11 protein-coding genes are annotated in these 12,610 nt (G+C 66.4%); 3 read left to right on the forward strand and 8 right to left on the reverse strand.

The window, feature by feature from the left end; genetic code table 11:
• The first annotated feature begins 7 nt into the window (after positions 1–7).
• A complete protein-coding gene (locus tag U0004_RS08905; RefSeq protein ID WP_070259763.1) occupies positions 8–796 on the forward strand; it encodes an ATP-binding cassette domain-containing protein in 789 nt (262 codons plus the stop codon).
• A gap of 29 nt (positions 797–825) precedes the next feature.
• Here the strand turns inward: U0004_RS08905 and U0004_RS08910 are convergent, their stop codons facing one another.
• The 6 genes from U0004_RS08910 to U0004_RS08935 all read right to left on the reverse strand — a co-directional run bounded on the left by U0004_RS08910 (position 826) and on the right by U0004_RS08935 (position 7,128).
• On the reverse strand, positions 826–1,260 hold the full coding sequence (locus tag U0004_RS08910) for a hypothetical protein (protein WP_070259706.1): 435 nt from the start codon (positions 1,258–1,260) through the stop codon (positions 826–828).
• Complete coding sequence (locus tag U0004_RS08915; RefSeq protein WP_070259708.1) at positions 1,257–2,696, reverse strand: efflux transporter outer membrane subunit; 1,440 nt, start codon at positions 2,694–2,696, stop codon at positions 1,257–1,259. Before U0004_RS08915 ends, U0004_RS08910 begins: the two co-directional genes overlap by 4 nt.
• Complete coding sequence (locus U0004_RS08920; protein ID WP_070259710.1) at positions 2,693–3,763, reverse strand: HlyD family secretion protein; 1,071 nt, start codon at positions 3,761–3,763, stop codon at positions 2,693–2,695. The genes U0004_RS08915 and U0004_RS08920 overlap by 4 nt, the downstream gene beginning before the upstream one ends.
• Before the next feature lie 27 nt (positions 3,764–3,790).
• The gene (locus U0004_RS08925) at positions 3,791–5,314 is read right to left on the reverse strand and encodes an MFS transporter (protein WP_034785076.1); all 1,524 of its coding nucleotides are present in this window, start codon (positions 5,312–5,314) and stop codon (positions 3,791–3,793) included.
• Positions 5,315–5,430: 116 nt separating this feature from the next.
• The gene (locus tag U0004_RS08930; protein WP_070259712.1) at positions 5,431–6,351 is read right to left on the reverse strand and encodes a LysR family transcriptional regulator; all 921 of its coding nucleotides are present in this window, start codon (positions 6,349–6,351) and stop codon (positions 5,431–5,433) included.
• Between the two features lie 78 nt (positions 6,352–6,429).
• Positions 6,430–7,128: a UPF0149 family protein gene (locus tag U0004_RS08935; protein WP_034785080.1), complete on the reverse strand. Its 699-nt coding sequence runs from the start codon at positions 7,126–7,128 to the stop codon at positions 6,430–6,432.
• A gap of 102 nt (positions 7,129–7,230) precedes the next feature.
• On the opposite strand from U0004_RS08935, the gene U0004_RS08940 reads away from it, so the two are divergent.
• Positions 7,231–8,244 (forward strand): serine/threonine protein kinase, encoded by a 1,014-nt coding sequence (locus U0004_RS08940; protein WP_070259714.1) that lies wholly within the window; start codon positions 7,231–7,233, stop codon positions 8,242–8,244.
• Between the two features lie 125 nt (positions 8,245–8,369).
• A complete protein-coding gene (locus tag U0004_RS08945; protein WP_070259716.1) occupies positions 8,370–10,820 on the forward strand; it encodes a coiled-coil domain-containing protein in 2,451 nt (816 codons plus the stop codon).
• Between the two features lie 82 nt (positions 10,821–10,902).
• Here the strand turns inward: U0004_RS08945 and U0004_RS08950 are convergent, their stop codons facing one another.
• Entirely contained in the window at positions 10,903–11,856 is a 954-nt protein-coding gene (locus U0004_RS08950; RefSeq protein WP_070259718.1) for a hypothetical protein, read from the reverse strand.
• 261 nt (positions 11,857–12,117) lie between these two features.
• A complete protein-coding gene (locus tag U0004_RS08955; RefSeq protein ID WP_070259721.1) occupies positions 12,118–12,492 on the reverse strand; it encodes a hypothetical protein in 375 nt (124 codons plus the stop codon).
• Positions 12,493–12,610 lie beyond the last annotated feature (118 nt).

Genomic DNA, 12,610 nt, shown 5'->3' on the forward strand with positions numbered 1-12,610 from the left:
GATGCGCATGACGCCCCTGCTGGAACTCTCCTTCGCCACCACACAACTGGGCCAGCAGTATTTCGGCCCGTTCAATCTGCGGATCGCGGCCGGCGAGCGCGTCGCCATCCTCGGCCCCAGCGGCGCGGGCAAGTCGACCCTGCTCAAATTGATGGCGCGCGAACTGCACCCGCAGGCGGGCCAGGTGGCGTTCGCCGGCAGGCCGCTGGCGCAGTGGCCGCTGGCTGACCTGGCGCGGCGCCGCGCCGTCCTGCCGCAGGGCTCGAACGTGGCCTTCGGACTGCAGTGCGAGCTGGTGATCGGCCTGGGACGGGTGGCGCGCCTGGTCGACCCACAGCTGGGGCGGATCGTGCAGGACGCGGCTACCCTGGCGCACGCCGGGCATTTGCTGGGCCGCCGCCTGGATACCCTGTCCGGCGGCGAGCAGGCCAGGGTGCAGCTGGCGCGCATCTTCGCGCAGATGTGGGACGTACAGGATGGCTTGATACTCGTCGACGAACCGCTGGCGGCGCTCGATCCCGGCCTGCAGTTCGATTTGCTCGATAGCCTGCGGCAGTTTTGCGCCGCGCGCGGCCACGCCGTCATCGCCATCCTGCACGACATCAATCACGCCTTGCTGGGCTTCGAGCGGCTGCTGCTGGTGCGTTCGGGCCAGCTGGTGGCCGATATCGCCAGCGATGCCGGCGCCGTGCCGGCCCTGGCCGCGCTGTACGGCATCGCCCTGACGACGGCGACCAGCAGCGATGGCGACGTGTGCGTCATCCCTGCCAGAAGCGCCGTCCGCAGGGTCGCCTGACGGATACACTCACTCGCTGAATCAATTCATCACCACACGTCCGCCGCGCGCGGCCGCGCCATCTGGCCGCTGCCCAGCAGCCATACCATCAGGGCCTCGGCCTGTTCGCGCGTGGCCGCCACCTCTTGCAGGATACCGAAGGCTTTCATGGCGCCGGCCGCCATCGCCTGCAGGCGCGCGCGCTGTTCCGCGTCCGCCTCGACCGATACGAGGCCCCGGCAAATGGCGGCCAGCGCTACCTTGTTGTGCTTGAGCCAAAGGCCGCGCCGCTTGCGGTCGATGTGCGCTTCATCGCTGCGTTCCTCTTCGAACAGCATGACGAACGGTTCGCCATGGCGCAGCAGGGCGTCCATGTCGTTTTCCCACAGCGGGGCATAGCCGGTAACGGCCGTTTCAGGACGAAAGCGCACGACGGGAAAGTCGCTGACGTCGTGGATGGAGAACTGTGCGGGATTCGGTTTCATGGCGTGCTTCCTTGCGAGGTGGTTGAAAATGCTTGCCAGCCGCCGCCCAGCGCCTTGTAGACCTGGACCAGCGACAGCGACGCGGTGGCACGGCTGTCGACCAGCGCCGCTTCGTTGTTCAATAAGGTGTTTTGCACATGCAGCACGTTGATCAGGTCCGTGCCGCCCTGGCGGTACTGCAGTTCCGCGCTGCCCAGCGCCCGCCGTCCCTGCTTGACGGCTTCATCGAGGCTGGCCTGGCGGCGGGCGTTGGCCTGGTAGCCAGATAGCGCATCCTCCACCTCGTGCCAGGCGGCCAGCACCGTCTGGCGGTAGGCGATGGCCGCTTCCTGTTGCTGCGCCTCGCGCAATTGCAGGTTGCCGCGCAGGCGGCCGCCATCGAACAGGGGCACGCTGAAGCCGGGGCCGAAAGCGAAGCGCCTGGCGTCCCAGCCGATGTCGGACAGCTGCATCGCTTGCAGGCCGACGCTGCCCGAGAGCGTAATGCGTGGATAAAAATCGCCCTGCGCCACGCCGATGGCGGCCGTGGCCGCGTGCAGCTGCGCTTCGGCGCGGCGGATGTCGGGCCGCCGTTCGGCCAGGCTGCTCGGCACGCCCAGCTGCACCTGCATGGTCATGGCGGGAATGTCCTTGCCCGCCGCCAGTTCCGCCCGCAAGCCTTGTGGCGGCAGCGCCAGCAGGAGGGCGAGGGCATTGCCCAGGCGCGCTTCGCGCTGCTGCAGCGGCGGAAGGCGCGCTTCGATGGTGGCGACATGGGCCGCCGCCTCGGCCTCGTCGAGCTGCGTCGCCGCGCCTTCGCGCAGGCGGATGCGGGTCAGGTTCAAGGTATGGCGGGCGATATCGAGCAGCTGCTGCGTGATGGCCAGCGTCTGCTGCGCGCCGCGCAGCTCGATGTAGTCGCGCGCCGTTTCGGCCAGCACGGCCAGCAGCACGCCGCGCTGCGTTTCCACTGCCACGTCGACGCGCGCATCGGCAGCTTCCACTTCGCGCCGCACGCGGCCCCACAGGTCCAGTTCCCAGGCTGCGTCAAGGTTGCTTTGCCACAGGTTGTAGGCGGACTGGCCATTGTTGCGCGACGGGTCGCTCAAGCCCTGTTCGCTGTTGCGCGCGCGGCTGTAGCCGCCATTCGCACCCAGCGACGGGCCTTGCGCGGCGCCGATGACTCCGCGCGCGGCGCGGCTTTGCTCCAGCCGGCTGGCGGCCGCCAGCATGTCGAGGTTGGCGCCGGCGGCGCGCTGCAGCAGTGACGACAGGGTGGTATCGCCAAAGCTGTCCCACCAGCGCTGCTCGATGGCGCCATCCTGCTGTGCGGCGAAACTGGCATCCTGCGCCTGGCGCCATTGCTGTCCCAGCTCGTGGTGCGGGCGCTGGAAGTCGGTGCCGACGCTGGCGCAGCCGGCCAGGCCCAGGGCCGTGAAGAGTATCCATGCTTTCATCGCGCGCTCACCTGTTGCAGATGTTGACGGCGCATGGCCGTATCGATGCGCACTTCGGCCGACATGCCCACGCGCAGGCGGGCGTCGCCATCCTGGCCCGGATCGAGCGCGATCCTGACGGGGATGCGCTGTACCACCTTGGTGAAGTTGCCGGTGGCGTTTTCCGGCGCGATGGCGGCGAACGTCACGCCCGTGGCGGGCGCGATACTGTGCACCGTGCCGCGCAGGAGCATGCCCGGATAGGCGTCGACGGCGATGCTGGCGCGCTGGCCCTGGCGCACGTGGGTCAGCTGGGTTTCCTGCAGGTTGGCGACGACAAAGCTGCGGTTCAGGGGCACCACGGCCATCAGGCTGGCGCCGGGAGCCACCAGGGCGCCGACGCGCACGATGCGGCGTCCGACGATGCCGTCGATGGGGGCGCGCAGCTGCGTATGCGATAGATCCAGTTCGGCCCGTTGCAGGCTGGCGCTGGCGCGCAGCAAGGCCGCTTCAGCCGCGTCTTGCTGCGCTTGCAAAATTTCCGTCTGCTTGCGGGTGGCGACGAGGGCGGCGCGGTTTTGCGCCAGGCGCGCGCGGCTCACGTCGAAGCGCGATTGCGCCTGCTGCGCGTTCTGCACGCTGCCCGCGCCCTGGCCAGCCAGGTGCTGCGAGCGGGCCAGTTCCTGCTGCGCCAGTTTGTCTTCCGCCTGGTTGGCGTCGACCAGGGTGCTGGCTTGTTCGATCACCGATTGCTGGCGCTGCAAGGTGGCGCGGGCATTCGCCAGTTGCGCTTCGGCGCCGGCTACCTCGGCACGGGCCGAGGCGGCGGCGGCCTGGTAGTCGCGGTCGTCGATGCGCGCCAGCAGCTGACCCGCCTTGACAGTCTGGTTGTCTTCCACCAGCACTTCCCGCACGATGCCGCCCACCTTGGGGGAAAGCACGGTGTAGTCGGCGCTGACAAAGGCGTCGTCGGTGGCTTGTTCGTCGCCACGGGCGAACAGCAGTTGCCAGGCGCAAAAGGCGAGGGCGCAGGCCAGCAGGGCCAGGCCGAGAAGAAATGCGCGCGAGCGCAGTATGGGTGTTTGCATGGTGAAGCTCTTTCGTAAAAATGGAAATCAGGCGGCGCGCGGAGGGAATACGCGTGTCGGCAGGATGGGAATGATCACAATCATGGCCAGCGCGATGGCGGCCACGGTGAGGTACAGGTCGGACGAGGTCAGGGTGACGACTTGCGCATGCATGCGCTGCGCAATTCCCGCCATGTCCACGCCGGCTGGCAGGTTGCCCAGGCGTTCGCTAAGCACCGTCGAATGAAAATGGTTGCGGCGTGTGATCAGCGCATCGAGCACGCCGGTGGCGACGACGGCCGACATGCCCTTGATGGTGTTGAACCAGGCCGAGGCGAACGGGCCATCCTGCGGCGCCAGGCCCGTGGTGGCCAGCAGCAGCAAGGGAATCACGGCCATCGGTTGCGCGAAGATCTGCACCGCTTGCAGCAGGTAGAAATGCGTGCGGATCCAGTCCGGCGACATGCGCGCGCCCAGCACGCAGGACAGTGCCAGCAGGGCCAGGCCGATGGCCAGCACCCAGCGACAGTCGACGGCACGGATGTTGCACAGGGCGGCCACCAGCGGCAGGGCGATCAACTGCGGCAGCGCCACCATCAGCATCACGGGCGCCGTTTGCAGCGGGCGGTAAGCGTGCACCTGCGCCAGGTAGGACGAGGGAATCAGGATCACGGCCAGCAGCACGAACAGCACGCCGCCCAGGGTCAGCAGGGCATGGCTGAGATTGCGCCGCGACAGCAGTTGCAGCTTGAAGAACGGCAGCGGGTGCGACCACTCGTTGATGAAGAACAGCACCAGCAGCAACAGACCGCCGCCCAGCAGCACGCAGATCAGCGGCGAGGCGAACCACGCCAGGCGTTCACCCTGCAGCAATCCCACCACCAGCATGCTGATGGCGGGCAGGCCAAGCAGCAGGCCGCGCCAGTCGAACTGGCGCAAGCGCTCCAGGCGCAGCGGGTCTTGCGGCAAGCCCCAGGACACCATCAGCAGGGCGACGATGCTGCCCGGGACGACTTGCCAGAAGGCCCATTGCCAGCCCAGGTATTCGGTCCAGAAGGCGGCCAGCGGCGTGCCCAGGCTGGGACCGAAGGTGGCGCTCAGCGCATAGCCGCCCAGGCCATACAGCTTGATGTTCGGCGGCAGGAAGCGCAGCGCCACCGTCATCAGCATGGGCGGCAGGGCGCCGCCGGCCGCGCCCTGCACCACGCGCAGGACCATCAGCACGGACAGGTTCGGCGCGAACGGGCATAGCACGCCGGCGGCCATGCAGACGATGATGGCGGTGGCCGTCAGCCGGCGCAGCGAAAAGGTGACGGAGCACCACGGCGCGAACGCCATGGCCGAGACCGAGGCGGCCGCATACAGGGCGACGAGCCAGCTGGCGTCGTCGCGCGCGATGCCCATGGCGCCGCGGATGTCGGCCAGCGCGACCTTGGTGATGTTTTCATTCAGGCCGGATACCAGCACGGCCAGCAGCACGCCAGCCAGGCCCGTGGCCAGGCGCAGTCCGAAGATGGGAGGCGCGGGCGGCGCGGCCGCGGGGGCGGCGCCAGGAAGGGGTACAGCAGACACAGGGAACTCCGTGGATGAGGATCAGTCCACGCAGTATAGGTAGCCGTCAATCTTGTGAAAATTGATAATTAATGAATTCTGAATTGCGTCTGGCGCAATGATTGTGGGCTCAGACCCTAAGCGTCGGGTGGCGTGCCGTCGCACAGCTCCTTGATCATGCGGCGCAGCCAGCGGTGCGCATGGTCGTGGTCGAGGCGCGGGTGCCAGGCCTGGAAGACTTCCACGCTGTCGACGGGGATGGGCAGCTGGAAGGTGCGCAGCTTCAAGCCCAGGCGCTCGACGATGGCCAGCAGGGGCGTGGGCATCAGCGGCAGCAGCAGGCGCGAATCGGCCACGGCGAAGATGGCGGACTGGAAGTTGGGGCTGATCAGCGAGACCAGGCGCGTGTAGCCCCGCTCGGCCAGGATGGTGTCGAAGGGACCGCGCGCCAGGCCGCGCCGCGAGACGCTGATATGTTCGTATTCGGTAAAACTGTCGAGGTTGATGGGGCCGTCGAAGATCGGGTGGTCGCTGCGGGCGATGCCGACAAAGCCGGTGGTAAACAGCTGCTGCAGCTTGATGTCGGGCGCGAAGGCGCGCCGCGCGCTGATGTACAGGTCGATGCGGCCAGCGTGCAGGGCGTCGTTTTCCGTGGCGCCATCGCCCTCTGGCACGAAGCGCAGCACCGTGTGCGGCGCATGGCGGGCCAGCAGGTCGCGCAGCTTGCCGCCGTAGGAACCGACAAACACGTCGTTGGCGCACAGGCTGAAGGTGCGTTCCAGCGTGCGCAAGTCCACTTCGCGGCCCGACGTGAAGATGGCGTGCGCCTGTTCCACCACGCCGCGCACCTGCTCGCGCAATTCCAGCGCGCGCGGGGTGGGCGCCAGACCGCGCCCGGAGCGCACGAAGACGGGGTCGCCGATGGCGTCGCGGATGCGCGCCAGGGTGCGGCTCATGGCAGGCGCGCTCAAATTCATGCGCCGCGCGGCGGCCACGGCGCTGCCTTCCTCGAGCAGGATGTCGAGGGCGACGAGCAGGTTCAGGTCAGGGAGTTTCATGCGGCGATTATAGCCCGGGGGCCAGCGCCAGCGCTGCGCCGGCAGGACGCCGGCACAGAGAGTGATGCTACTGCGGGATTACTCGGCTGCCGGCTCGGCGCCGCAGCATTTCTTGAACTTCTTGCCGCTGCCGCAAGGGCAGTCGTCGTTGCGGCCCACTTTCGGCTCTTCGCGCTTCATGGTCTGCACGGGAGCCTTGCGGCGCGGGACCCAGAAACGGTGGATGGCCGGCAGGTTCGCTTCCAGTTCCTGCGCCAGCTTGTGCGCCTTGACCGGGTCTTCCACCAGTTTCAGCTCTTCTTCCTTGATTTCGTCGGCGCCCAGCAGGTAGATCGGCTGCATCAGCTCGGCCACTTCGGAATCCCAGATTTCGTTCCACGAGCCAGGACGCAGCTCCATGCCGTCCCAGAAGCCCCAGCACCAGGCTTCGGCGTCGATCAGGGTCTGGCCTTCGTAGTCGTGCTCGACGAACAGGGCTTCGAATTCCTTCGGCGCCACTTCAAACGTCACCAGCACTTCGTTCATGAATCGCATGATCAGGTTGACGATGCGCTCTTCTTCCTTGCTGTTCTTGAATTTCGGCGCATCTTCGGCATCTTCGCCCCACACGCGCGGCAACCACTCGGCCGGCATGATCGGTTCCGGGCCGATGGCGACGGCCGTCAGATAGCCGTGCAGCATATCCATGGTCATCGCGTCTTCGGAGCAGCGCTCCGACAACAGGAATTGGTCTAATTCGTCGAATTCTTTTTCTGATAATGGCTGTTCGAGTTGCATGGCTTGCTCTTTATTGAATGTAAGCAGACAGTATACGCCTAGCGGCGCTTCCTCACCTAAGTGTTTGCACCGGCGGCCCGCGCGCGCCTTACAATGTCGCTTATGCACAATGAAAACCAGCCGCACGAGGACGACCGGCCCGTCCATCCCTTTTCCGCCCTGAGCCCCGATTGCGTGCTCGACGCCCTCGACAGCGTGGGGCTGCGCGGCGATGGCCGTCTGCTGGCCCTGAACAGCTATGAAAACCGCGTCTACCAGGTGGGCATCGAAGACAGCGCGCCCCTGGTGGCCAAGTTCTACCGTCCCGAGCGCTGGAGCGATACGGCCATCCTGGAAGAGCACGCGTTCGTGTCCGAGCTGGTCGAGCGCGAAATCCAGGTGGTGCCGGCGCTGGAAATCAACGGCAGCACCCTGCACCAGTACCAGGGCTTCCGCTTTGCCGTCTTTCCCCGCCACGGCGGCCGCGCGCCCGAGCTGGACGACCCGGCGACGCTGGAGTGGATAGGGCGCTTCATCGGCCGCATCCACGCCGTCGGCGCGCTGTCCACGTACAAGGAGCGTCCGGCGCTCGACCACCAGACGTTCGGCGTCGAGCCGCGCGAATTTTTGCTGGAGGGCAATTTCCTGCCGCCCGAACTGCTGGCCGCCTATTCCAGCGTGGCGCAACAGGCGCTCGATGGCGTCAAACGCTGCTATGACCGCGCGGGCGACGTGGCCATGCTGCGCACGCACGGCGATTGCCATGGCGGCAACGTGCTGTGGACGGATGCCGGCCCCCATTTCGTCGATTTCGACGATAGCCGCATGGGCCCGGCCATCCAGGACCTGTGGATGATGCTGTCGGGGGAGCGGGGCGACATGGTGCGCCAGATGAGCGACATCCTGGCCGGTTATGAAGACTTTTGCGATTTCGACCCGCGCCAGCTGTACCTGGTCGAAGCGCTGCGCACCCTGCGCCTGATCCATTATTCGGCCTGGCTGGCGCGCCGCTGGGACGATCCCGCCTTCCCCGTCGCCTTCCCGTGGTTTAACACGCAGCGCTACTGGCAGGACCGCATTCTGGAACTCAGGGAGCAGGTTGCCTTGATGGATGAAGCGCCGCTCTGGCCCATTTGACCTAAACGCGGGAAAAGGGCGGTAAACGCCCCTCTTCTTGCCGCGCTGATTTGCGCATGCCTGTTCGATAATGGTGGTAATAAATTCCCATAAGCAACGGAATTCACCCGAATAAGCGAGAAATCATGCAAGCACAGCAAAATCAGCGCCAGGCCGCCTCCCTCACCGTCGCGTATTCCGCCGACGACGAGTTCGACCAGGACAGCATGGTCTCGCTGCATGATTTCAAGGACCTGGAGCGCAAGGCCGATGCGCCAGCGCCGCTTCCTGCCGCTCTTGCCGCTCCCGTCACCGCGATGCCCGAGCCGCAAGCCGGGCCGGCAGCCGACGTTGATGGCAAGGCACCGGCCGCCGAACGCCAGAAAATGGAATTGAAAGCCATCCACGAGGCGATTGCCCGCGTGGAAGCGGAAGCGAAGGCCACCTGCGCCGCCGAAAGCCGCGCGCTGGCCGAGGCGCGCGTGCGCTCGCTGGCCGAGGACCGCGCCGCCATCGACGCCGCCGCCGCCGCCGCCGCACAGCAAAATGCCCAGGCAGCCGAAGAAGCGATTGCCGCCAACCGCGAACGTCTCGACACCATGCGCGCCGCCGCGCAAGCCAGCGTGGCCCGCCTGGAAGCCGTCAAGCAGGAGACGGCGGAATTGCGCGCCCGCGTGGAGTCGGACAATGAAATCCGCCTGGCCGCCGAACAGCGTTCGCGCGCGGAACAGGAAAGCCGCTTGCGCGCCAGCGAGCAGGTGGCCGTGCAGTCGGAACTGGCCGAACAGGCCGCCCGCGCGGCCGAAGAATTGCAGGTGCAGACGGAGCAGGCGCGCCTGCAGGCCGTCGAGCGCGTCGCCGCCGTGCAGGCAGCCAAGGAAGAAATGGTGGGCATCGCCTCGGCCGATGCAAGAGTTGCCGTGCTGGCGCGTGAGCGCGAGCGCCATGCGCACGGTGCGCGCCAGACGGCGCAGATGCTGGCCGAGGCGGAAAGCGAAGCGCTGGACTTGACGGTGCAGCGCGAGCGCGCCGACCAGATCGCGCTGGAATCGGCCTTCAACCGGGCCGCCGCCGAAGTGCGCGCCCTGGAAGAAGCGCGCGCGCTGGCGCACCTGGAGCAGGAACGCGAAGCCATCGCCCTGGCACAGGCGGAATCGGAACGCCATGCGGCGCAGTCCCTGCGTTTGCGCCTGCAGACGGAAAAGGAACTGCGCGACGCGGCCATCCACCGCGAGCGCCTGGAAATGGTCGCCGTGGCCAGCGCGCAGGCGCGCCGCGATGCCGACGTGCGCATCCTGGCCGCCACCGAAGCACGCATCGAGGTAGACCGCCAGCTGCGCGCCGTGGCGCTGGCCCGCGTCGCCGCCGAACAGGATGCGGAAATCGCCGGCCACGCCAAGCTGGAAGCGGAAACGGCGGCCCTCGAAGAAACCAAGGCACGCGAAGCGGCCGAGCAGGCCGCCGCCGTGGCGGCAGCCCGCGAACTGGAAGAGCAGCAGCGCGCCGCCAGCCTGGCGCACGAAAGGGCCGAACTGGCGCGCCAGGCCGCGGAACTGGCCGCCAGCCAGAATGAAGCCGAGCAGGCCGAGGTCGATGCCGGCCGGGCGACATTGGCCGCGCAGGAACAGGCGTCGCAACTGGCACAGGAAAAAGCGCAGCAGGCAGAGCAGCTGCTGCAGGCGGAGCAGGAGCGCCTGGCCGCCGAACAAGCCGCCATCGCCGCCTTGAAAGAGAAACTGGAAGCGGAAGCGCTGGCGTTCAACGCGGCGCAGGAACGCATCGCCGCCGAAGGCGCGCAAGCGGAACTGCTGCGCGGCCAGCAGGCGGCCGAACTGGCCTTGACGGAAGCGGCGCAAAAAGAAGCGGACGCCATCCGTATTTTGATGGATCAGGCCCTGGTCGAAGGCGAGCAGAAAGCCGCTGCCGCGCAAGCCGTACAGGCACAGGCGCGCCTGGCCGTGGAACTGGGACAAGTGCATGCCGAGCGCGCCCGCGTGGAAGAATCCAAGGCGCAAGCGGCCGATGCGCTGCTGGCGTCCGAGCGCGATTTCGTCGCGGCCGAGCGCGAGTCGCTGGCCCTGATCGCGCAAAAGCTGGTGCAGCAGCGCCAGACCAGCAGTGCCGAAGAGCGCGCCTCGCAAGCCATCGCCGGCCGCCTGGAAGCGGAAAAACAGGCGACGGCGGCAGCGGAAACGCGTGCTGCCATGGAACAGCAGGCGCTGGAAGCCATGCGCCAGCGCGAGCAACTGGAACTGGCCGCGCAGCAGGCGGCCAGCGAGAAGCTCGCCGCGCAGCAAGCCTTGCTGGCCAGCGCCCAGGCCCATGCAGCCCTGCAGCGCAAGGCGGCCGAGACGACACGCGCGATGGCGGCGGCCAAGCAACAATTGCTGGACCTGGAAACGGCGCGCGCGCAGCAGCAAGAGCGCGAACTGGCCGCCTTGCGCGCCAGCCTGGAGCAGCCGCAAAGCGCGTTTTCCAGTTCCCTGACCGCCGCCCGCGCGAAAGCAGAACAGGTCAGCTCGGCCAGTTTGACGCGCGAAGTGATCGAGCGCTTGACGCAGCCGAACGACGCGGGAGCCGTCTGGCGCTCACGTTGAAGGCCTGAAAACCCGATAACACCCGGGGTCGGACCTTAAGGTCCGACCCCAGTCCCAAGTTTGGGTTACGTCTGCATCTCGCTCAAAACTTCCGTCCCACCCCCACCAGCAACACATCCGCATCGCGGTGGTAATCCGTCACCACCCGGTTCCACGCCGCCTGCGCCACCCAGCGGCGGTTGACGTGGTAGCGGCCTACGGCTGACAGCAAGCCTGTCAGGCGCGTGCTGTGGCCTTGCGTGTCGCGGCCGTCCCATGCCACGTACGGGCCGGCGCCCATGCCGAATTCCACTTTTTCGTTGAGCGAACGGATCAGCCACAGCTGCGCGGCCGCGCCGCGCCGGTGCGCCAGCGCCGTGCTGCCTTCGTCGATGAGCGTGGCGCTCCAGTCCACGTATTTTCCCGCCGCGCGCCGGTATTCCACGGTGAACGGGCGCGAGGACTCGGAGCGGAAGCTGTTGACGATGGTGTGGCCTGTCGATAAGGTCAGGGTGTCGTCGTGCGCCCAGTTCTGCAAGTGCAGCTTGGCGCCCGGCACGCCGTCATAGCGGTAGCCGGCGCCGATCAGCAGGTGCGTGGTAGTGTCCTTGCCGCTGGGGCGGATGCGGTTGACCTGGGCCAAGGCATACCAGCGGTTGTCGAATTGCCAGCGCGCCTGCAGGCTGGCGATGGAGCCCCAGCCATGGTCATTGTCGAAATTGTGCGGTGCCTCGTCCGTCTTGGCCGTGTCGAAGAAGAAGTAGCGGCCGATGCCGGCGCCCAGCATCAGGCCCTGTTCCACATTTTTCGTGCGCAGCCACACCTGGCCCGCCATGCCGTCGCGGTGATGGTCTTCAGGATGCCCCTCGTTGATATACGACAGGCTCACTGCGTTGTAATTGCCCACCGGCTGCGTGTAGCTGATGGCGCCGACAAAGGTGCGCTCGTTGGTCGAGTTGACTTTCAGGGAACCGGCCATGCCGGCCAAGTCCTGTGCGTGGATGGACAGGGGGAGCGAGGCGGCCAGCAGGGCCAGGACGGTGAATGGCAGGCGCATGACGTTTCCATTGATGGGTGAATACACGCTAACGATAGGCTGGCGAAATGCCATGCGATTGCGCAAGAATCTTGCACATTGACTACATTTGTAAACTGTTTAGCCAGGACTTGTCACAAGTGTATAAGAAAGCGGGAATGCGTGATGCGCGCCAATATTTTCTTGTTGAAAATACATCGGTGGCGGGCGGGAGGGGAGGCGCCGGCCTGAAGGGGCTGGCCGGCGCGGGACTGCTGGACTTGCGGTCGTATTGCTGTCTTATTACTGGCTCAATACGACTTTATCGGCAAAATATTCCGTCTCGCCGAAGCATTGCGTGGGCACGCCCTTGTGCTGGCTGTAGGTGACGAGAATGCGCTTGCCGGCCGCGGCCGACAATTGCCTGGCCACGTCTTCATCGCGCACGCTGAACTGGAATTTTTCCGGGATGGTGCCGGGCAGTGCCGTCAACAGCAGTTCACCTTCCCATGTCTTGCAAATCCAGCCCCGCTTGGAGAACTTTTGCAGGTAGCCCGCCCGTTCGCCTTCCGAGTACGAGAAGCTGAGGGCCATCCACGTGTAGGCGGCCAGCAGCAGGAAGCCGGCCACGAGGAAGATGGCGAAGGCGAAGGTGACTTTTTTGGTCGTAGGGGTCATGGTAGGGTTGTCTAAGTAAAAAAATGGGGATGCTTAAAAATGTTCAGGGCAAGGCGCATTGCCGAAGACAGTACGATTAGTACGGCAAGGCAATGCAACGCCGCCATGGACTTTTTTA

The organism is Janthinobacterium lividum, assembly GCF_034424625.1.
Lineage (GTDB): Bacteria > Pseudomonadota > Gammaproteobacteria > Burkholderiales > Burkholderiaceae_D > Janthinobacterium > Janthinobacterium lividum.

Coding starts and splice junctions, on each gene's coding strand:
- U0004_RS08905 (WP_070259763.1), top strand. CDS start 8: ATGACGCCCCTGCTGGAACTCTCCTTCGCCACCACACAACTGGGCCAG.
- U0004_RS08910 (WP_070259706.1), bottom strand. CDS start 1,260: ATGAAACCGAATCCCGCACAGTTCTCCATCCACGACGTCAGCGACTTT.
- U0004_RS08915 (WP_070259708.1), bottom strand. CDS start 2,696: ATGAAAGCATGGATACTCTTCACGGCCCTGGGCCTGGCCGGCTGCGCC.
- U0004_RS08920 (WP_070259710.1), bottom strand. CDS start 3,763: ATGCAAACACCCATACTGCGCTCGCGCGCATTTCTTCTCGGCCTGGCC.
- U0004_RS08930 (WP_070259712.1), bottom strand. CDS start 6,351: ATGAAACTCCCTGACCTGAACCTGCTCGTCGCCCTCGACATCCTGCTC.
- U0004_RS08935 (WP_034785080.1), bottom strand. CDS start 7,128: ATGCAACTCGAACAGCCATTATCAGAAAAAGAATTCGACGAATTAGAC.
- U0004_RS08940 (WP_070259714.1), top strand. CDS start 7,231: ATGCACAATGAAAACCAGCCGCACGAGGACGACCGGCCCGTCCATCCC.
- U0004_RS08945 (WP_070259716.1), top strand. CDS start 8,370: ATGCAAGCACAGCAAAATCAGCGCCAGGCCGCCTCCCTCACCGTCGCG.
- U0004_RS08950 (WP_070259718.1), bottom strand. CDS start 11,856: ATGCGCCTGCCATTCACCGTCCTGGCCCTGCTGGCCGCCTCGCTCCCC.
- U0004_RS08955 (WP_070259721.1), bottom strand. CDS start 12,492: ATGACCCCTACGACCAAAAAAGTCACCTTCGCCTTCGCCATCTTCCTC.